The following is a 19,830-nucleotide window of genomic DNA, read 5'->3' as shown; positions in this document are numbered from 1 at the left end:
GATCGTGGTGCTGACCGGCCTGCTGGGCAGGCTCCTAAAACGGTGGAGACGGTGCTTGGCAATCGGCTTGGCAAATCGACTCGGCAATCGATTCGGCAATCGACTTGGAACCCGGCTTAGCACTCGCACTGTCCAAGTGCTAAGTCTAATACGGATCACCACCGTTGCTAGCATTGGAGAACCCGTGGCCTGCTGCGGTTATCCATCCGATCCAGTTCCGTAAGCGAGGCAACTTCCGTGTCCAGCTTTTCCTGGGGTCCGCAGGACATCACTGCACCGGCCCGGACCTCCCTGCGTAAAGTCGGCGCCGAACCCGGCCTCGTGGTGGAGGATGTTGCCACCGGCTGGGTAGGTGCAGTGGTGCGCGTCGAGAAATCCGGCGGGCTGCACCTGATGGTGCTCGAAGACCGGCGCGGCAAAACAAAATCCTTCGAGCTCGGCTTTGGTTTCCTGCTCGAGGGAGAGCCGGTCGAAGTGGTGGCCGCCGCCCCGGCAGCCGCGAAGACCGGTTCGGCGCGCACGGCGTCGGGCTCGGTACGCGTTGCCAACCAGCGCGCCCGCACTGCCCGGGCGAGCCGCATCTGGGTGGAGGGCAAGCACGACGCCGAGCTGGTGGAAAAGGTCTGGGGCGATGACCTGCGGGTCGAGGGAATCGTCGTCGAGCCCCTCCACGGCGTGGATGACCTCTACTCCGCTGTCCGCGAGTTCGCCCCGGGGCCGGGCCGCCGGCTGGGAATTCTGGTGGACCACCTGGTGCCGGGATCCAAGGAATCCCGCATTGCCGCCGAGGCTATGACCTCCCCCGGCGCGCGCGGCAACGTGCTTATTGTCGGCCACCCGTACGTGGATGTCTGGCAGGCCATCAAGCCGTCCGTGATCGGCCGCAGCGCCTGGCCCGTAGTCCCCCGGCACCTGGATTGGAAGACCGGCATCCTGCAGGGACTCGGGTGGCCGCACCGGGACCATACCGACGTCGCGCTGGGCTGGAAGAAACTGCTGGGCCAGGTGAACAGCTATGCGGATCTGGAACCGTCGCTGCTGGGACGGGTGGAGGAAGTCATCGACTTCCTGACCGTTCCCGCCTGAGATCTCCGCCTCTCCGCGTGCCGCCGTTCCGTGACAAAGCGGCCAAGCCAGTACCCTTGAGGGATACGTAGTAGCGGACCGACCCTGTGTCACCATGAGCCAAAAGGAATATACGCCGTGTCCAACACACGCCAGAATCACCAGCCCCGGCCGGAAGAACGGAGCGGGGTTCCCCGTCCCGTGTACCAGGGGGCTCCGGCAAATGCCCTGCCGCTGACCGCGTCCGAGGACCGGCAGTGGGCGACCATGGCGCACTTCGGCGGCATCCTCGCTTTTGTTCCGTCCCTGATCATTTACCTGGTGTTCCGGGACCGCGGCCCGTTCACCGCCCAGGAATCCAAGGAGGCGCTGAACTTCACGCTTCCTCCCAGCATTGCTGCCCTGACGGTTTGGGCACTGTCTTTCATCCCCGTTGTCGGTGGATTCTTCGCCGTCCTCAACGCCCTGATCTGGGTCTACGTTGCCGTGTCCTCCGTCATCGCGGGCATCGAGTGCAACCGCGGCCGGCCCTACCGCTACCCGTTCAACCTGCGCCGGATCAAGTAGGCCAAGCAGCCGGGCGCCCCTCCGGGCAGCCCAGTTGGGCAGCTTAGTCCGGCAGCAGGCGCCGGACCACGGCGTCGGCCAGCAGCCGGCCCTTTGTGGTCAGCAGGACCCGCCCCGTGAAGGCAGCCTGAGGGTCCACCAGTCCGTCAGCAATCAGACCCGCGACGGCGAGCCGCCCGGAGTCCTTCAGGCGCGACAGCTCCAGGCCCTCGGCCAGCCGGACGCGCAGCATCACATCCTCCACGTACCGGGTATCCGCGTCGAGGGTTTCGCGCCCGACGGCGGGTGACTCCCCCGCCCCGATCCGCTGGGCATAGGCCGTCGGATGCTTGGCGTTCCACCAGCGCACCCCGCCCGCATGGGAATGGGCTCCGGGACCAATGCCCCACCAGTCGTCACTGCGCCAGTAGGCCAGGTTGTGCAGGCACTGGTCCGCGGGCGTGCGTGCCCAGTTGCTGACCTCGTACCACGACAGTCCCGCGGCAGACATCAGTTCGTCGGCGAGCAGGTACTTGTCGGCGTGGTCGTCGTCGTCGATCGGTGGAACTTCCCCGCGCCGCATCCGGGCAGCCAGCTTCGTGCCTTCCTCGATGATGAGAGCGTAGGCCGAGATATGGTCCGGCTCGTAGCTCAGCGCTTCTTCGAGCGAGTGCTGCCAGTCGGCCATGGATTCGCCGGGGGTCCCGTAGATGAGGTCCACGCTGACGTGCAGTCCGGCGTCGCGCGCCCACTGCACGGCCTGCGGGACACGGGAGGGAGTATGCGTCCGGTCGAGCACCGCCAGCACGTGCGGCACAGCGGACTGCATACCGAAGGACACCCGGGTGAAACCGGCATCGGCAAGCAGCTGCAGGGACTGCGGAGTGACGGAGTCCGGGTTCGCTTCGGTGGTGACCTCCGCGCCGGGGGCCAGTCCCCACTGGTCGACGGCGGTGCGCAGGATCAGCGCCAGGTCCTCAGCCGGGAGCAGCGTGGGGGTGCCGCCGCCGAAGAAGACGGTGCCCATTGGGCGTTCCGGCAGGCCCGAGCGCCGCAGCGCGTCCGCGGCGAAAACGACTTCCCGTGCCGCCGTACCCCCGTAGGCGGCCTGGTCCGCTCCGCCGCCGAGCTCCGTGGCGGTATAGGTGTTGAAATCGCAGTAGCCGCAGCGGACGGCGCAGAACGGAATATGGACATAGAGTCCGAAGTTCCGCTCCGCTGCGCCGTCCGCGGCCTGCGCGGGGAGGAGACCGTCGGCGGGTGCCGGGTCCCCGAGGGGCAGTGCGCTGGGTGTCACTTCTTGGATTTGTCCTTGGATTCGTCGGAGGAAAGCGCTGCCACGAAGGCTTCCTGGGGAACCTCCACACGGCCGACCATCTTCATCCGCTTCTTGCCTTCCTTCTGCTTTTCCAGCAGCTTGCGCTTACGGCTGATGTCGCCGCCGTAGCACTTGGCCAGCACGTCCTTGCGGATGGCGCGGATGGATTCGCGGGCGATGATCCGGGAGCCGATGGCCGCCTGGATGGGCACCTCGAACTGCTGGCGCGGAATCAGTTCGCGCAGCTTGCCCGTCATCATCACGCCGTAGGAGTATGCCTTGTCCCTGTGCGTGATGGAGCTGAACGCGTCCACCTGTTCACCCTGGAGCAGGATGTCCACCTTGACCAGGTCGGCGACCTGTTCGCCGTCGGCCTTCCAGTCCAGTGAGGCATAGCCGCGGGTCTTGGACTTGAGGACGTCGAAGAAGTCGAAAACGATCTCGGCCAGCGGCAGGCGGTACCGGATTTCCACCCGGTCCTCGGAGAGATAGTCCATCCCTCCCAGGACGCCGCGGCGGGTCTGGCACAGCTCCATGATCGCGCCGACAAATTCGCTCGGCGCCAGGATCGTAGCGGCAACCATCGGCTCGCGGACCTCGTTGATTTTGCCTTCGGGGTACTCGCTGGGGTTGGTCACCGTGACCACCTTCTTGTCCTCCAGCGTCACCTCGTACTCCACATTGGGCGCGGTGGAGATCAGGTCCAGGTTGTACTCACGCTCGAGCCGTTCACGGGTGATTTCCAGGTGCAGCAGGCCCAGGAAGCCCACCCGGAAGCCGAAGCCCAGCGCCGCGGACGTCTCGGGTTCATACACCAGCGCGGCATCATTAAGCATCAGTTTTTCCAGCGCGTCGCGCAGCACCGGGTAGTCGGCGCCGTCGATGGGGTACAGCCCGGAGAAGACCATGGGTTTGGGATCGGCGTAGCCTTCGAGCGATTTCGCGGCCGGCTTGGCGAGGTTGGTGACGGTGTCGCCCACCTTGGACAGGCGCACGTCCTTCACACCGGTGATGAGGTAACCCACCTCGCCCACGCCAAGGCCCTTAGACGGAGTCGGCTCCGGGGAGCTGACACCGATTTCCAGGAGTTCATGGCTGGCGCGGGTGGACATCATCTGGATGCGTTCGCGCGGGGACAGCGAACCGTCCACCACGCGGACATAGGTAACGACGCCGCGGTAGGTGTCATAGACGGAGTCAAAGATCATGGCCCGGGCGGGGGCGTTGGGATCGCCCACCGGTGCCGGAATCTCACGGACAATCTGGTCCAGCAGGGCTTCAACGCCGACGCCGGTCTTACCGGAGACCCTCAGCACGTCCTCCGGATCGCCGCCGATCAGCTTCGCCAGTTCCTCGGCGTACTTCTCCGGCTGCGCGGCCGGGAGGTCAATCTTGTTCAGGACCGGAATGATGGTGAGGTCGTTTTCCATCGCCAGGTACAGGTTCGCCAGGGTCTGCGCCTCAATGCCCTGGGCGGCATCCACCAGCAGCACTGCGCCTTCGCAGGCCGCGAGGGACCGGGACACCTCGTAGGTGAAGTCCACGTGGCCCGGGGTATCGATCATGTTCAGGGCGTAGGACTCGCCGTCGAGCTCCCACGGCATACGCACGGCCTGGGACTTGATGGTGATGCCGCGTTCGCGCTCAATATCCATCCGGTCCAGGTACTGGGCCTTCATGTTCCGGTGCTCAACCACTCCGGTGGACTGGAGCATGCGGTCGGCCAGGGTGGACTTGCCGTGGTCGATGTGGGCGATGATGCAGAAGTTTCTGATGATCGCCGGATCCGTCGCGGCAGGCACCGGCGAGAAGCGGGCCATGGGTGACACTGTGGCGGTTCCTTTACTGTTTCCGGGACGAGCCGGACGGTACGCGGTGCGCGCGGGTATCCGGAGGCAAAGTCCTGGCGGGTCTGGTAGGTGTTCTCTTGAGTTAACAGTCTCCCACGTTTGCCTCCCGCAACAGGAACCGGAAACACACCCTTGGAGCTGGCGCCGGGAGCATAACGTTATGCCATGCCCTTTAACGCCCGTTCCTTTGCCTCCTTCGCCCGCTCCGCGGTCCGCCTGCTGCGTTCGGCCGGCTCCGCATCCGGCTCCCCCACCACCACCGGTCGCAGCGGCACACCTTCCCCCTCCCCCGGAACCAGGCCGTCGCCGCCCCCTGCACGAACGCGTTCCGCACCGGCCGGGCGGGCACCGACGCCTTCCTCCGCTTCCCCCCGTTACGCCGGTGACTACCGGGGGCCGGTGAACCCGGTGTATGCCCCGCAGCCCGACGGCGATCCGGACCCCGGCGAGGTTGTCTGGGCCTGGGTGCCGTATGAGGAGGACCCTACCCAGGGCAAGGACCGCCCCGTCCTGCTGATCGGACGCAGCGGTGGGTATCTGCTGGCCCTGATGATGACCAGCCGCGACCGGAATTCACCCGGCAGCTCCGACCCGCGCTATCTCGACGTGGGTACCGGTTCCTGGGATAGTAAAGGGCGCCCCAGCGAGGTAAGGCTGGACCGGGTGCTGCAGCTCGACCCGGACGGCGTGCGCCGGGAAGGTGCGATAATGGACAGGAACGTTTTCCAGACGGTTGTCCGCCGCTTGGCGGTCATGCGTCCGGCGCGCTGAGCACCGTTTTCGTTACCGGCGCCCAAACTCTGCTAACATTTATTGCTGTGTGTCCGCGCAGGTCGACGGGCACTTTGGTTCAGGCGCCATTACGGTATCCCCACGCCGCTCAGTCAATGTCTGGGCTGAAATACCCTCACCGACCAAGTCCGCAATACAAAGAGAGTTTATAAGTGGCCAATATTAAGTCCCAGAAGAAGCGCATCCTCACTAACGAGAAGGCGCGTCAGCGTAACAACTCGGTGAAGTCCGAGCTGAAGACCGTCATCAACAAGGTTGATGTAGCTGTCAAGGCCAGCGACAAGGACGCAGCAGCAGAAGCGCTGAAGACCGCCAGCCGCAAGCTGGACAAGGCCGTCAGCAAGGGCGTTATCCACAAGAACAACGCTGCAAACCGCAAGTCGGCCATCTCCAAGAAGGTCAGCGCGCTCTAAGCAGCCGCCCCCCTCAGATTTATCCGGCGCGGCCGGTCCTTCGGGACCGGCCGCGCTTTGTTTTAAGCGGTTAGTGTGACGGCGGACTCCGCCGGACCCCGGGCCGGGCCCGGACCCGCCAAGCACCAGGCCCGCCCGCCTACTGCCCGGCAAGCCGCCCGGGTCGGGCCCGGGGCGGAAACCTCCCGCTTACCGTCCGGATGCTGCCAGGGCGATGACGGTGACGGCCCGCTCCACGGCGTAGACCGGGTCCCGGCCGGCGCCCTTGACCTGGGCGTCGGCCTCAGCGAGGGCCTGAACCGCTTCAATCAGCGACTCCGAAGAAAACCGCTGCGCATCCCGCCGGGCCTGGTCGACCTGCCACGGAGCCATGGACAGGTCCTTGGCCATCGAGGCGGAGGATCCGCGTAGGTTCGCCACGCGCGCCACCGCCCGCACCTTCATGGCCAGGGCAGCGACCAGCGGAACCGGATCCACTCCGGTGTCGAGGGCATGCCGAAGCATCGAGAGTGCCTGCGCGGCACGCCCGGCGAGGGCTGCGTCGGCGACCTTGAACGCGGTGGCTTCGACCCGTCCGCCGTAATAACGCTCCACCAGTTCCTCGGTGACTTCCCCGGTGGAATCGCTGATCAGCTGCTGGCAGGCGGCTGCCAGCTCGGAAAGGCTGGAACCGACGGCGTTGACCAGCGCCCGCGCTGCGGAAGGCTCGACCCGGCGACGGGCGGAACGGAATTCCGAGGCCACGAAATCGAGTTTTTCGGCGTCTTTCTTGAAGGGCTGGCACTCGACGACGGGCGCACCGGCAGCTTTGACCGCATCCAGCAGCTTTTTACCGCGGTTACCGCCGGCATGGTGCAGCACCAGTACCCCGTCCGGGGAAGGATCCTTCAAATAGGCCAGGGTCTCGGTCAGGAAATCCTCGTTCATGGATGCCAGGTTCACGGCCTCGATGAGTTTGGCTTCGCCGAACAGCGAGGGGCTCGACTGCAGGGTGAGTTCACCGGAGACGTAGGTGGCGGCGTCGAAGTGCACCAGCTCCGTGTCGGGCTGCTTCTCCCGCAGCAATCCCCGCAGCCGGTCCCTCGCCCGGGACGCCAGATAATCCTCCGGACCTGCCAGCAGCACCACGGGGGCAGGTTCGACCTCACGCCAGGAGACCGTCGCCGAGGACTTTGGGGAGGGCTTGCCGCCGGAGCTGCGTTTGGATGGGACGGCCGGATTCACAGCAGGCGCTCCTGGGCTAGTGTGGCGGGTCCATGTGTACGGTCCCGCCGGGGTTAATGATTCGAAACGCCGCCGCAATGCGGAGGGCTTCCCTCCAAGATTGCCACGGTCCTCGGCGGCGGCCAATTTTGGCGCGGCTCGGACTGGGTCCGTCCCCCTGTCCACCGATTACCGACTGCCATACCACCCGCGCTACGGCGGCAGGCCGCGGACCACAAGTGTGTTGTCAACGCGTGCCACCAGGACCGTTCCGTCCCGGTCTGTCCGTGCCACCGCTGTCCCGGCGGCTTGGAGGCCGGCCAGGACTTCCGGTGCAGGATGGCCGTAGTCGTTGTCCGCTCCCACCGATATCAGGGCCAGGGATGGCCTGACGGACCGGAGCCAGCCGTCCCCACCGTTGCGGGCACCATGATGGGCAACCTTCAACACATCGACGCCGGCATGGAGATCCGGGTGGGTTGCGAGAACCGCTGCGGCGGCGTCCTCCTCGGCATCGCCGGTGAACAGTATCCGCAGCGGCCGCTCCCGCTGTTCCGGTGCCTCTACGGTGAGCAGCAGGATGGAACTGGCGTTGTTCTCTTCCCCGTCTCCGCCTGCGGGCCCGACAGTGTCAGGCCCTGGCGGAGGCCAGAGGACGTCCCACCGCACGTTGCCGGCCGTTCCTGCCATTCCCGCGGTCAGCTTTGTCCGTGGCGCGCCGGACCCATCCAGCACTCCGGTCAGTTCGTCCGGCAGTTCCGGGCCAGCGGTCGAATAGCCGATCTGCACGATGGACCGTCCGTCGAGTACACCGCCGGCACCGCCGTAGTGGTCCAGATGCGCATGCGTGAAGACAAGAAGCTCCACGGTCCGCACTCCCAGCCGGTCCAGGCAGACATCCATGGGCGCAGGTTCTCCTCCGGCGTCGATCACCACGGCCCTGTCCGGTCCCGTACGGACAGCGAGCCCGTCCCCCTGCCCGACATCGCAGGCAGCAAGCACCCAGTCCGATGCCGGCCCTGTTTCCCCCTGCAGGCTCCGGGCAGCAAGCACCGCGCCGCCGGGCACTACCAGTGAGGCGACGGCCCCCGACACCAGCCAGGTCCGTCGGCGGATGCCGGACCGGTCTGCGAAGCCGGACCCCGGGTTGGTTGCCCGCCGCCGGGACCTCCCCCGGCCTGCCCCGGGCGGAAACCGGCTGTCGCCGACGCCGCGCCGCGACAGGTCGAGGATTCCGATGGCTGTCCCTGCCGCGGCAACCACCATCAGCGCCACGCCGGGAGTTCCCTCCGGCCACGCCGCCAGCGCTCCGGGAGCGGATTCGAAGAAGCGCGCCGTTCCGGCCACCCACTCTGCACCCACGCCTGCAAGCAACAGGGGTGGCGGGGCCAGTACCGGGATTATGCCGGCGAAAACGACCGCAAACATTCCCGCCACGGTGACGACCGGCACGACGGGAGCCGCAACGAGGTTGGCCGGAACTGAGTACACCGGCAGCTGGGGCTGCAGGAGCACCAGCACCGGCGCACAGAACAGCTGTGCTGCCACGGGTATGGCCAGGGCAGCTGCGGCCCAGCGCGGCAGACGGATGGACAGCACCCGCACCAGGTGCGGCCCCAGAACCACCAATCCAAGGGTGGCGCAGACCGAGAGCATAAACGCGTAGCTTCCGCACAACCACGGGTCCACACACAGCAGCACCGTGATCGACAGGAACAGTAAGGCAGCGGAAAGACGCCCCCGCCCGCTGAGCACCGCGAGGGTCCCCAGTCCGCCCATCACTGCTGCGCGAAGCACGCTAGGGTCCGGACGGACCAGGAGGACAAACGCGGCCAGGCCGGCCAATGCCAGCAGAACCCCGGCGGCCCGCGGGATCCGCAGGGACCTCGCCGCCAGGAAGAGGAAGGCCAGCAGATAACTGCAGTTGGTGCCTGATACAGCCGTCAGATGGGTCAGGCCCGTATTCTTCAGGGCCTGCTCCAGACCGGCATCCAAGTTCCCGCGGTCGCCCAGCACCATCCCGGGAAGCAGCCCGTCCACGTCTGCGCCATGCTCCTCTGCCGCCTCCACGAACGAGGTGCGGAGGTCCGCAGTAACCGCGTACCATCCTCCTGCGGCGGTGACGGCGGGAGGTGCAGCAGCCCGCAGCAGGGCAAGGTTCCGGTCCCCCGCCGGGAGCGGCTGCAGGGATCCCACACTGGTGAACCGGTCCCCCAGCCGGATCCGGGCATAGTCCTCCCCGCCGACCACCAGGAGCGTAGCCGATGTCCCGAACCGCTGGCCATCTGCGGTCCCCGACGCTGCCACGGCATCGATGAGATACCGTGGACGGCCGGTGAACCGGTCCGCCGCCGCCGGACGGGCGTCCGATGCCGCACGCAACTGCGCGGTCACCGCAGCCTCTTCGGCAATGAGACCGGAGATGGGACCGCCGGTGCGCACCGCCAAGCTTGCGGCAGCGCCGGCGCAGACCAGGGCTGCCGCCGCGGCCGGAACCGCGGCGCCCCGGAGGAACGCTGAGGCCCGGAGGAAGGCGGAGGCCCGCGCCCGGCTCGTTGGGCCGCCCCGTGCAGCCAACAGGAGCAGCAGCGCCGCCAGCACAGCAGCCGACCCGGCCAGCACCGTACCCCCTGACGGGGGTAACCGGACGGCAACGAACGCTGCCGCCCATACCGCTGCCGCGGCCGGCAACAGCCGCAGCTCCCGGAGGGGCTCCGGCAGCTCTGCCGTTTCCCCGCTGTGCCATGCCTCCCGCGCCTTAGTGGTGAGGCGGGATGGTGCCCTGCCCGTCCTGATGGCAGCATCCCTGTCCGCTTCCACCGGCACGGTTCCGGGTGGAGCGGAGGGCTCCGCTTCTGGAGTGAGCGCTGCGGTCACATACCTGGACCATCTGCTGCCGTCCCGGTTGGCCACCCGGATGCCTAGACCGTCACCAGGGGAAGGAGGGCCGCCATCATTGCCTCGCCGATGCCGGGCACTGCGTCTAGATCCTCCGGACGCAGGAATTTTCCGTGATCGGTCCGCCAGGCAATAATCCGCTCGGCCAATACCGGCCCGACCCTCGGCAACGTCTGAAGCTGGACCGAGTCCGCAGTGTTCACGTTGATGCTGACCGGGGCTGCGCCGGGTCCGCCGCCCCCTGCACTGCTTCCTCCTGCACTGCCGCCGGGTGCGTTGCCGCCCGTGCTGCCGGTTCCGGCGACCGGCGCCTCCTCTCCGACCCGGGGAACGAACACCATCACTCCGTCTTCAACCACCGCCGCCAGATTGATCGCTGACAGGTCCGCGTCGGCCACTGTGCCCCCTGCGGCGTCAACCGCGTCAACGATCCTGCTTCCTGGCTTCAACGTCACCACTCCGGGACGATGCACGGCCCCAGCCACATGCACCACCACCCCTGCGGCAGGGCTGCCCGTCGGTCCCGCCGCGGCGGACGGGACGGCGGCAGTTGGTTCACCCGCTTCCAAACCGGATTCCGCGTTCGTTGGATCCGCCGCTGAAACCGATGCCGAAGGACCGCCGGCCGTCGGCAGATCCACCGTGGCCACCGGCACCGGATCCCGGTCCCGAAGCAGCAATGCCGCTGCCCCGCACCCCAGCAGCAGGCACACGGCCAGGACGGCTGCGGGAAGGGAAAACGCCCACCGGCGTCCCCGGCCGTTCCGGTCTTCGATGCCGTCGAGTGCAGGGTCCCGCGCAGTGCCGGGGGCGGTGTCCCAACGGTGCTGTGCCATCGGGTAAAACTAGCTGCCGTGGTCTATCCGATCCTCCGCGTCGCCCGCTCCAGGTGGACGCGAACCGGCGGCCCGCTGCCTGGCGCTTCATTGTTGAGGAGAAGACGCCCTCAGAACAGGACCATTTGAGGGGAAGACGGGCCAAGGCGAAACCGCCGAAGCCAACAGTGAGACGCAAGCCGTAGGGGCCTGGCGCAGGCGGCTTTAATATTTCCCGCGAGCTCTGCGAGCGTGGAAATTTCGTTGCCGCCCGAGCCAGGCTCCGTAGGCGATGGTCATCTGCGGAGCCAGACCCCGCAGGCGGCTATCACCAGCGGCAGCTTTATTCCGCCGTGCCTTTAGACGCCGCAGGACCGCTTTCCTCGCCGGCAACCGCTACCGCCAGCACACCCAGACCCACATGTGCGGCCAGGACGGCAGGCAGCGGCAAATGAGGACTTCTACCTGGTGCGGCAGCACGGATAATTCCCGCAAGCCGCTCGGCTTCCGGCGTTGCCGAAACGGTGCACGGAAACTGACCGCTGGTCTCGCGGTTCTTTGCGGAATGTAGTTGAGGGACTCTCCCGGAAATTCGTTCACCTCGCCGCACTTGTAGAGATGTGGGTGCCCATTGTGGGCAGGTGGAGCCCTCCGCAAAGCCCCAAAGTTGCCCCCATTGCGTGCAACACATCGGGCTGAATCTCACCTGCAGAAGAAGAAATACTGTCGAGGCGTGCCTAGCGCGGTTCTTCCTTTACCTGCTGCCAGCCCTTCAGCTGCTTTGTCCGAGAAGCAGGCGACATACGGTCTTCTAACTGCTCCCGAGCCGCTTGTGTGGCCCGTGGGGCTTCTGCCATGCGGTTGGGAGGGTGACAGTTCTATACGTCGTTTTCGGGGTCTAAATCCTTGTGTAGATGGATCAGATAGCCGATTGGAATATTCATCAGCTCGAGGGTATTGCTGCGGCACTCTCGGAGTCGGTCGTTAGGTGCCCTTATGAGCAATGTTCCGGTTCAGTACCACTGAGTGGGGCGGATGCTGGAGTTCTCATCCAGTTCCCCTCCCCTATGGCCAGCCAGACCGTGAGCTCTTGTTACGTTGCGAAGCCAGGATCATAATCCGTTCCATGAACGATTCTGTAGGTAGCAATCCGGCACCCGCTGAGGACGAGTATGCCAAGCGCCGGCGGGAGGCCAAGCAGCGTCGAGAAGAGTCCGAAGAGAAGGCTGACAAAGTGGGAAGCTGGTTCTTTTCGCTAGTTTCTGGGGGAATCTTTGGTGTGGCGTTTGGGTTCGCTGCTTCGGAGTGCAGGGAAAAAGCTTCGGAAGCCCCAGGGTCCCCTTATGCAGCCCCGTACCAGCCAGACCTCTGGTGTACCGTTCTCACTGCGGAGAATTTCCACCCAGAAATAGCGGGAATTATGGTTGGCTTACTTGTCGCCGGCATCTCGTACTTCGCTGCCTACCTGTACTTCCATTACCTGGCACCGTGACGAGCTAGGGAAACCGGAGGCAACGAAGCCCTGGCGAATAAAGTGGAGCTCGTGGAAGCGCTGCACGGGATGCAATCAAGCGGCGAGAAAGCGCCCACCTCTTGGTAGTTGATGCCCGCACCTTACTCCCGCCTTCAGCGGTCGCATAGGCGGCCAGCCAGATTTACCAGGTCCCTGTCTAATGCTGTGCCCTCGGGCAAAACTAGCTGCCGTGGACTTTCCGTTCCGCGCAGCGCCCGCACCCGGTGGATGCGTACCGGCGGCCCGCTGCCGGACATTTCATTTGTTGAGGGAAAGACGCTTCGAGCGTGGAAATTTCGTTGCCGCCTGAGCCGGGCCCCGCAGGCGTCCACCACCAGCGGCCGCTTTATTCCGCCGTGCCTGTAGGCGCCGTCGGGCCGCTTTCCTCGCCGGCAACCGCTACCGCCAGCACGCCCAGACCCACATGTGCGGCCAGCACGGCAGGCAGCGGGCAGATGAGGACTTCCACCTCGGGTGCGGCGGCACCGATAACGCCCGCAAGCCGCTCGGCTTCGGCGGAATTACCGAAATGGTGTACTGCCGCGCGGACCCTACCGGTGCGGCCGGCAATGTCCTGCTGCACGAGCTCGGCCAGCCGGGCCAGCGCCTTGGGTGCGGTCCGGACCCGCTCCAGCGGAAGGACCCTGCCGTCACGGACCACCAGGATCGGCTTGACGGCAAGCAGGGTGCCCAGCCAGCCGGCTGCCGCACCGATACGCCCGCCCCGGCGCAGCTGCTCCAGGCTCGGGACGTAGAAAAGGATATTGGAATCAGCGGCCACCGCCCGGGCGCAGGCCGCAACCTGCGCTGCGGAGGAACCGGCGCGGGCGCTCTCGGCCGCGGCGGCTACGGCAAAACCGAGGCCCATTGCCGCCGTCGCGCTGTCGACGACCTCCACCGGAATGCCGGCCGAGCGGGCCGCCAGCCGCGCCGAATCCACTGTTCCGGACAAATGCCCGGAGAGGTGGACCGACACCACGCTGGCGCACCCCGCGGCAGCCAGTTCCCGGTAGGCGGCCTCGAACTGTCCCGGAGCCGGTCGCGACGTACGCACCTCGTGCCCCTGTGCCAATGCCAGGGCGAGGGCAGGGATCAGGTCCTCGGAGCCTTCACCATAGATCTGCTCCCCGATCATCACGGGCATGGGAACCACCCGGACGAACGCGGAGGCATTCGCGGCTTCCTCCCAGCCCACCGGCAGCCCCGATGCGGAGTCAGTCACGACACCCACGGACGGCCTGGGGACGGCGGCAGCGGACCGCTGCCGCCCCCTGGCCCGCGAAGCGAGCCGTTCCAGCCAGTCCATGGGCGCGCGGCCTATGCCGGGACGATGTTGACGAGCTTGGGTGCCCGGACGATGACCGTGCGGATACCGCGTCCGTCAAGGATCCGCTGCACTGCGTCGGAGGCCAGGGCAGCCTCCCGCAGGTCGTCTTCGCTGATATCCGCGGCAACCTCAAGGCGGTCGCGGACCTTGCCCTGAACCTGGACGACAGCGGTGACCGTGTCCTGGACCAGCAGCGTTTCATCCACGGCGGGCCAGCCGGCGGTGACCACGGAGGCTTCACGGCCGAGCAGGTTCCAGAGGTCCTCGGCCGTGTACGGCGCGAAAAGGCTCAGGATAACGGCGACCGCTTCGGCAGCCTCGCGCACCGCGGGGTCGGCAGCGCCGGCACCGGAGTCGATGGCCTTGCGGGTTGCGTTGACCAGTTCCATGAGCTTGGCGACGACCACGTTGAACTTGTTGTTTTCCAGCAGTTCAGTGGCATCGGCAACGGTCCGGTGCGTCAGCGAACGCAGCTTCCGGTCCCCCGTCGAGTAGTCCACGCCGGGTTCGCTGGTGATGTCCTGGCCCAGGCGCCAGGCGCGGGCGAGGAACTTCGCGGAGCCCGACGGCGAGACGTCCGCCCAGTCGACGTCGTCTTCGGGCGGGGACGCAAAGATCATGGTCAGGCGCACGGCGTCCACACCGTACTTGTCCAGCTGCTGGCCCAGGTCCACGCCGTTGCCCAGCGACTTGGACATGGCCTTGCCGCCGTTCAGGACCTGGCCCTGGTTCAGCAGGGAGCTGAACGGCTCGCTGGCTTCGAGCAGGCCCATGTCATGGACCACCTTGGTGAAGAAGCGGGCGTAGAGCAGGTGCAGGATGGCGTGTTCGACGCCGCCCACGTACTGGCCGACAGGCATCCAGTTCTTGGCCGCCTCCGGATCAAACGGTCCGTCCGTGAAGTCCGGGGACACGAAGCGCATGAAGTACCAGGAGGAATCCACGAAGGTGTCCATGGTGTCGGTATCGCGCCGGGCGGGACCGTCGCACTTCGGGCAGGCCACGTTGACCCAGTCCTCGGCGGAAGCCAGCGGGGAGGTGCCCTTCGGGGCCAGTGCTTCGCCGCGCAGCCCGGTGGGCAGCGTGACGGGCAGCTGGTCGTCGGGAACCGGGACCTCGCCGCAGTTTTCGCAGTGGATGATCGGGATGGGGGTGCCCCAGAAACGCTGACGGGACAGCAGCCAGTCACGCAGGCGGAAGTTCACGAACTTTTCGCCGGTGCCCTGTTCCTCGAGCATCCGGACCGCGGCGGGAATGGCTTCGGCCTTGGGCAGGCCGTCCAGGGCGCCGGAGTTGATCAGCGTGCCTTCGCCGGTGGTGGCCACACCGCTGACGGCGGGATCCTCTTCACCGGTGTCCAGCACTGCCTTGACCGGCAGGTCGAAGGTCTTGGCGAAGTCCAGGTCACGCTGGTCGTGCGCCGGGACGGCCATGATGGCGCCGGTGCCGTAGTCCGCCAGCACGTAGTCGGCGGCCCAGACGGGCAGCTTCTCTCCGTTGAGTGGGTTCACGGCGTACCGGCCTGTGAAGATGCCGGTCTTGACGCGTTCGGTGGACTGGCGCTCGATATCCGAGAGTGCCTTCACCGATTCGCGGTAATCCAGCAGGGCATCACGGTTTTCGTCCGTCACCAGGTCCAGCGCCAGCGGGGCGTCCGCGGCGACAACGAAGAAGGTGGCGCCGGCCAGGGTGTCCGGGCGGGTTGTGAAGACGGTGACCTGTTCGGCGGGCTTGCCGCCGTCGGCCTCGATGTTGAACCGGACGTGTGCGCCCTCGGAGCGGCCGATCCAGTTTTTCTGCATGGCCAGGACGCGCTCGGGCCAGTGGCCCTTGAGCTGTTCCATGTCATCGAGCAGGCGGTCGGCGTAATCGGTGATCTTGAAGTACCACTGGTTCAGGGACTTCTTGGTGACCTGGGTGCCGCAGCGTTCGCAGGCGCCGTTGACTACCTGCTCGTTGGCCAGCACGGTCTGGTCCTTGGGGCACCAGTTGACCGGCGAATTCTTCCGGTACGCCAGCCCGCGGTCGTAGAAGCGGGTGAACAGCCACTGGGTCCAGCGGTAGTACTCGGGGTCGGAGGTGTGGATCCGGCGCGACCAATCAACACTGATGGCGTAGCGCTTGAAGGACTCCGCCTGCGTTTCGATGTTGCGGTAGGTCCAGTCGCTGGGGTGCGCGTTGTTCTTGATCGCCGCGTTCTCCGCAGGCAGGCCGAAGGAGTCCCAGCCGATCGGGTGCAGCACGTCGTACCCGAGCTGGCGCCAGTAACGGGCGACGACGTCGCCCATCGCGAACGCTTCGGCGTGGCCCATGTGCAGGTCGCCGGAGGGGTACGGGAACATGTCCAGTACATAGCGCCGTTCGCGCGAGCCGTCGTCGGCAGGGGTGAAAACGCCGAGGTCCTCCCAGACCTTCGGCCATTTCTGCTCGATGGCCGCGAAACTGTAGACGGCCTCTTCCTGCTGATCAGTCTGTGACTGCGTGCTCACTATGCTTCGCCTCTGTCCTCAAAGAAAATGGATCCGCGCTGCGGGCCAAATCCGGCCCGCTAAAATTTTGGGTCCTCCCCAGACACACAAAAGCCCCTCGACAAGCAAGGGGCGGCCGCGCACGGACGGTGCGCGGCTAGCTAAGGAGGAGTACTGCGATCATTTCTCCACTTTACAACAGCACACCCCCGCCGGAGCCAGTGCGTCCGGGTGAGCCGCAGGAGGTTTAGCCGGCAGCGTCCCGCGCGGCCCGGAAGGCGAGGAACGCTTCCCGGCTGGTGCGGCTGGGAGTGAAGCCGAACTCCTGCTTCAGTGCGGTGTTATCCAGCACCGGACGGTAGCGCAGGAACCGCACCTGTTCCGGCCCGTGGACGGTCAGGCGCAGTTTATGCGCCAGCCAGAGCCCGGCTGCCAGGACCGGAGCGGGAACCGTCACGGTCCCCTTGCCCATCAGTCCGGCTATCTCCCGGACCGTCAGTGCACCGTCTCCGGCGACGTTGAAAATGCCGCTGCGTCCCGTCAGGACGGCCTGCACCATGATCCCGGCGACGTCTTCATCCCAGATGAAGACAAACGGGGATTCGCTGCCGCTGACCCGCAGCAGCCGTGGCGCGTCGAAAAGCGCGGTGATCTGGTTACGCACCCGCTCACCGAGGATGGTGCCGATCCGGAAAATGGTCTGCTGCAGTTCAGGGTGCTCGGTCCGGAGCCGGGCCAGCTCTTCCTCGACCAGCCGCTTATGCCGGGAGTAGGCAAATTCGTCGTTGCCGCGGATCGGAGCGGATTCCGTGAGCCATGCGGGGTTGTCGCGGTGGTAGCCGTAGGCGGCTCCGGAGGAGGAAATGACCACGTGCTTGACCCCCGAGGAAAGGCAGGCTGAAAGCACGTTGCGGGAGCCCTCCACGTCCACGGAGAATTCCTGCTCCCGCGTGGTGTTCTTCCCGGGATTCACGATCGCAGCCAAATGGACCACAGTGTCGATCCGGTGGGCCTGCAGCAGGTGTGCCACCTCCGGGGAGCACACGTCGGCGATGGCGTATTCGACGCCGTCCAGCTGTTCCGCGGGTTCGCGGATGTCGAGGCTGAGCACATGCGTGATCTCCGGGTTGCGTGCCAGCCCTGCGACCACCGCACTGCCCAGGAAACCGTTGCCGCCGGTGACGCAGACCCGGGTCATCGGGTTGTCCCCGTCTGCTCTGCTGCGGCGGCCGCACTGCGGCGCGCATCCCGCCGCCGCCACCACTGCGCCAGCAGCAGTCCGGCCAGGATGTCCCAGATGCCCCACCAGGCAGCGACCATTGCCATGCCGCCGAGCCCGGCGAAGAAGGCCAGGGTCAGCCCCAGGCCCAGTCCGGTATTGCGGGCGCCCACTTCGAAGGTGAAGGCGCGCCTGCTGGGTTCGTCCAGCCGGACGGCAGCCGCCGTCCAGTAGCCCACGGCCAGTGCCACCGCGTCGTGGAGGAGGACCACCAGGAAGATGGTGCCCAGGTGCTCGCGGAGTGGACCAAGGTTGCTGGCTGCGCCGGCGATGATGAACACCAGCAGCGCCACCAGTCCGATCCGCTGCACCCAGGGGCGCACAACCTCCGTCACTGCCGGGAAGCGCCGGGCCAGCGGCATACCCACGGCAAACGGCAGGCCGATGATGAGCAGGACCTGGACCAGCATTTCCCAGCGGTCCAGGGAGAAGTTCCGCATGAGTCCGGCGGTGGCCGGATTGAGCCGGGCCCACAGCGCCACGTTCAGCGGCATCACGGCGATGGCCACCAGGTTGGAGACAGCTGTCATGGAGGCCGACAGCGCCACATTGCCGTGTGCGCGGTGCGTGAGCACGTTGGAGATGCCGCCGGGCGGGCAGCAGGCCACAAGGATCATGCCCAGTGCAATGGACGCCGGCACCTTCAGCACGAGCGCCAGCGCCACGGTCACGGCAGGCAGCACCAGGTACTGCGCGCAGATCCCCAGGAGCACCGCTTTGGGGCTGCGTGCCACGGCGCGGAAGTCCGCCGGCCGCACCTCGAGCGCGATGCCGAGAATGATGAGCGCCAGCACCGCATTCAGGATCACCAGCGAGGCAGGCGTAAAGCTCAGGACGACGTCGTCGATCGGCATCAGCGGTCCACCTTTTTCCGTGTCTTCGCGGCACCCGTGGACAGCAGGTCCAGGTGTGCCTCCAGTTCCGCCCGGTAGGCGTCTTTGTTGACGTAGTAGCTCATCCGGTCCAGGCCCAGGTAGCGGTAGCCGCCGGTGACATCCGGGGACTTCCCGGCCAGCAGCTCCCGGAACTCCCCCGCGGCCGCCGGGGAGTGTTTTTGGGCAGCCAGGTAGGCGGCTGCGAGCTCGGCCTGCCGGAACCGGCCCTCCCAGCCCAGCCCCGAGGCCTCCACCATCCCGACGACCAGCAGGTTTTCCGCCTGCCGGCTGAAGATATTCAGGTACAACGACGGCGACGGGCCGTCCCAGCCGAGCAGCGCCCGGTCCAGGAAGGGATAGTCCAGGACGTAGCCCGTAGCGAGCAGGATCAGGTCGTACTCCCCCGCGGTCCCGTCCCGGAAGGACACCGTGTGCCCGTCCAGGCGGGCGATGTCACCCCTGACCTGAAGGTCCCCGTGTCCCAGATGGTGCAGGATCAGGGAGTTCACCACCGGATGGGACTCGTAGATCCGGTAGTCGGGTTTCGGGAACCCGAACCGGTGCGGGTCGCCGGTAAACATGCGCAGCAGCCGCTTGTCGAAGAACTGCTTCAGGGGCCTCGGCATGGGCCTGCCCTGGTTCAGGGTGTCCGTCGGCCGGCCGAACACGTACTTCGGAACGAAGTAATAACCCCGCCGGACGCTGATGTCGACGGCGGCGGCGTGGTGCACGGCATCCACGGCTATGTCGCAGCCGCTGTTGCCGGCCCCGACAATCAGCACGCGTTTGCCGGCGAGCTCACGCGGGTCCTTATAGGAAGCGGTGTGGCGGATCTCGCCGTCGAACTGCCCGGGCAGATCCGGGAGTGCCGGGGTGTGCAGCGTGCCCGAAGCGACGATGACGGCGCTGAACCGTCCGCTGCCCGGTCCGTCGGCACCGTCCCAGGAGACCGTCCACGTACCGTCGCATGACGGCACCGCTGCAGCGACGCGCACGCCGAAGCGGATGGATGGACGCAGGTGGAAGTGGTCGGCGTAGGACCGGAAATAGGCCTGCAGGTGCCGGTGCCCGGGATAATCCGGAGTGTCCTCCGGCATGGGGAATTCAGCAAACTGCGTGGTGGATTTCGACGAGATCAGGTGCGCCGATTCGTAGACCGTACTGGCCGGATTCCCGATGTTCCAGAGTCCGCCGACGTCGCTGTGCTGCTCGAAGCCGACAAAATCCAGCCCCTGCCGGGACAGGGCACGCATGGCGGCAAGCCCGCTGGGACCGGAGCCGATGACGGCGACAGGAAAATCCGTCCGTTCGGAGTTAATTTCGGGAGACACTTCCACCAGTTTCTGTGACCTGCATCACCGTCGATGCTGCCCGAACGCTACCGAAGGGTAGAGGCGCCCGTCAAACCGGCCGGGTCGGGCGAAGAGAACCGGCCGGGGAGACACGAAAGGCCCCGGCAGTCTCGCTG

15 protein-coding genes are annotated in these 19,830 nt (G+C 66.4%); 5 read left to right on the top strand and 10 right to left on the bottom strand.

What is annotated here, in order from left to right; genetic code table 11:
• Window positions 1-237: 237 nt before the first annotated feature.
• Entirely contained in the window at window positions 238-1,086 is an 849-nt protein-coding gene (locus tag QNO10_RS06710; RefSeq protein ID WP_229948485.1) for a DUF3097 domain-containing protein, read from the top strand.
• Window positions 1,087-1,203: 117 nt separating this feature from the next.
• The gene (locus QNO10_RS06705; protein ID WP_442860250.1) at window positions 1,204-1,632 is read left to right on the top strand and encodes a DUF4870 domain-containing protein; all 429 of its coding nucleotides are present in this window, start codon (window positions 1,204-1,206) and stop codon (window positions 1,630-1,632) included.
• 43 nt (window positions 1,633-1,675) lie between these two features.
• Here the strand turns inward: QNO10_RS06705 and hemW are convergent, their stop codons facing one another.
• Entirely contained in the window at window positions 1,676-2,908 is a 1,233-nt protein-coding gene (hemW, locus tag QNO10_RS06700) for a radical SAM family heme chaperone HemW (RefSeq protein WP_229948487.1), read from the bottom strand.
• Window positions 2,905-4,758, bottom strand: coding sequence for a translation elongation factor 4 (gene lepA / locus QNO10_RS06695; RefSeq protein ID WP_229948489.1), 1,854 nt, complete (start codon window positions 4,756-4,758; stop codon window positions 2,905-2,907). Before lepA ends, hemW begins: the two co-directional genes overlap by 4 nt.
• A gap of 186 nt (window positions 4,759-4,944) precedes the next feature.
• Between lepA and QNO10_RS06690 the strand changes: the two genes are divergently transcribed.
• Together QNO10_RS06690 and rpsT are read left to right on the top strand one after the other, a co-directional pair.
• The gene (locus tag QNO10_RS06690) at window positions 4,945-5,550 is read left to right on the top strand and encodes a type II toxin-antitoxin system PemK/MazF family toxin (protein ID WP_229948491.1); all 606 of its coding nucleotides are present in this window, start codon (window positions 4,945-4,947) and stop codon (window positions 5,548-5,550) included.
• Window positions 5,551-5,723: 173 nt separating this feature from the next.
• Entirely contained in the window at window positions 5,724-5,984 is a 261-nt protein-coding gene (gene rpsT, locus QNO10_RS06685) for a 30S ribosomal protein S20 (protein ID WP_227911452.1), read from the top strand.
• A gap of 189 nt (window positions 5,985-6,173) precedes the next feature.
• Here rpsT and holA read toward each other — a convergent pair whose 3' ends face one another.
• The 3 genes from holA to QNO10_RS06670 form a co-directional block, all read right to left on the bottom strand.
• Window positions 6,174-7,208 (bottom strand): DNA polymerase III subunit delta, encoded by a 1,035-nt coding sequence (gene holA / locus QNO10_RS06680; RefSeq protein ID WP_229948494.1) that lies wholly within the window; start codon window positions 7,206-7,208, stop codon window positions 6,174-6,176.
• 192 nt (window positions 7,209-7,400) lie between these two features.
• Window positions 7,401-10,064 carry a ComEC/Rec2 family competence protein gene (locus tag QNO10_RS06675; protein WP_229948496.1) on the bottom strand — a complete coding sequence of 888 codons (2,664 nt, stop codon included), beginning with the start codon at window positions 10,062-10,064 and terminating at the stop codon, window positions 7,401-7,403.
• 44 nt (window positions 10,065-10,108) lie between these two features.
• Window positions 10,109-10,921 (bottom strand): helix-hairpin-helix domain-containing protein, encoded by an 813-nt coding sequence (locus QNO10_RS06670; RefSeq protein ID WP_229948498.1) that lies wholly within the window; start codon window positions 10,919-10,921, stop codon window positions 10,109-10,111.
• Between the two features lie 1,105 nt (window positions 10,922-12,026).
• On the opposite strand from QNO10_RS06670, the gene QNO10_RS06665 reads away from it, so the two are divergent.
• Window positions 12,027-12,392: a hypothetical protein gene (locus tag QNO10_RS06665; protein ID WP_229948500.1), complete on the top strand. Its 366-nt coding sequence runs from the start codon at window positions 12,027-12,029 to the stop codon at window positions 12,390-12,392.
• Window positions 12,393-12,759: 367 nt separating this feature from the next.
• Here QNO10_RS06665 and QNO10_RS06660 read toward each other — a convergent pair whose 3' ends face one another.
• The 5 genes from QNO10_RS06660 to QNO10_RS06640 form a co-directional block, all read right to left on the bottom strand.
• A complete protein-coding gene (locus QNO10_RS06660; protein ID WP_229948501.1) occupies window positions 12,760-13,635 on the bottom strand; it encodes a DegV family protein in 876 nt (291 codons plus the stop codon).
• Window positions 13,636-13,730: 95 nt separating this feature from the next.
• Window positions 13,731-16,232 (bottom strand): leucine--tRNA ligase, encoded by a 2,502-nt coding sequence (gene leuS, locus QNO10_RS06655; protein ID WP_442860258.1) that lies wholly within the window; start codon window positions 16,230-16,232, stop codon window positions 13,731-13,733.
• A 223-nt stretch (window positions 16,233-16,455) separates the two neighbouring features.
• Window positions 16,456-17,406 carry an SDR family oxidoreductase gene (locus QNO10_RS06650; RefSeq protein ID WP_229948503.1) on the bottom strand — a complete coding sequence of 317 codons (951 nt, stop codon included), beginning with the start codon at window positions 17,404-17,406 and terminating at the stop codon, window positions 16,456-16,458.
• Window positions 17,403-18,341: a bile acid:sodium symporter family protein gene (locus QNO10_RS06645; protein ID WP_229948504.1), complete on the bottom strand. Its 939-nt coding sequence runs from the start codon at window positions 18,339-18,341 to the stop codon at window positions 17,403-17,405. Before QNO10_RS06645 ends, QNO10_RS06650 begins: the two co-directional genes overlap by 4 nt.
• Window positions 18,341-19,693 carry a flavin-containing monooxygenase gene (locus QNO10_RS06640; protein ID WP_229948505.1) on the bottom strand — a complete coding sequence of 451 codons (1,353 nt, stop codon included), beginning with the start codon at window positions 19,691-19,693 and terminating at the stop codon, window positions 18,341-18,343. The genes QNO10_RS06645 and QNO10_RS06640 overlap by 1 nt, the downstream gene beginning before the upstream one ends.
• Window positions 19,694-19,830 lie beyond the last annotated feature (137 nt).

Origin of the sequence: Arthrobacter sp. zg-Y919, from assembly GCF_030142045.1 — a bacterium.
Lineage (GTDB): Bacteria > Actinomycetota > Actinomycetes > Actinomycetales > Micrococcaceae > Arthrobacter_B.
The sequence above is the reverse complement of the archived record's forward strand: the minus strand, read 5'-3'. Positions and strand labels throughout refer to the sequence as shown.

Excerpts from the sequence above, each read along its gene's own strand:
- QNO10_RS06665 (WP_229948500.1), top strand. The coding sequence starts at position 12,027 with ATGAACGATTCTGTAGGTAGCAATCCGGCACCCGCTGAGGACGAGTAT.
- QNO10_RS06670 (WP_229948498.1), bottom strand. The coding sequence starts at position 10,921 with ATGGCACAGCACCGTTGGGACACCGCCCCCGGCACTGCGCGGGACCCT.
- QNO10_RS06645 (WP_229948504.1), bottom strand. The coding sequence starts at position 18,341 with ATGCCGATCGACGACGTCGTCCTGAGCTTTACGCCTGCCTCGCTGGTG.
- QNO10_RS06690 (WP_229948491.1), top strand. The coding sequence starts at position 4,945 with ATGCCCTTTAACGCCCGTTCCTTTGCCTCCTTCGCCCGCTCCGCGGTC.
- QNO10_RS06650 (WP_229948503.1), bottom strand. The coding sequence starts at position 17,406 with ATGACCCGGGTCTGCGTCACCGGCGGCAACGGTTTCCTGGGCAGTGCG.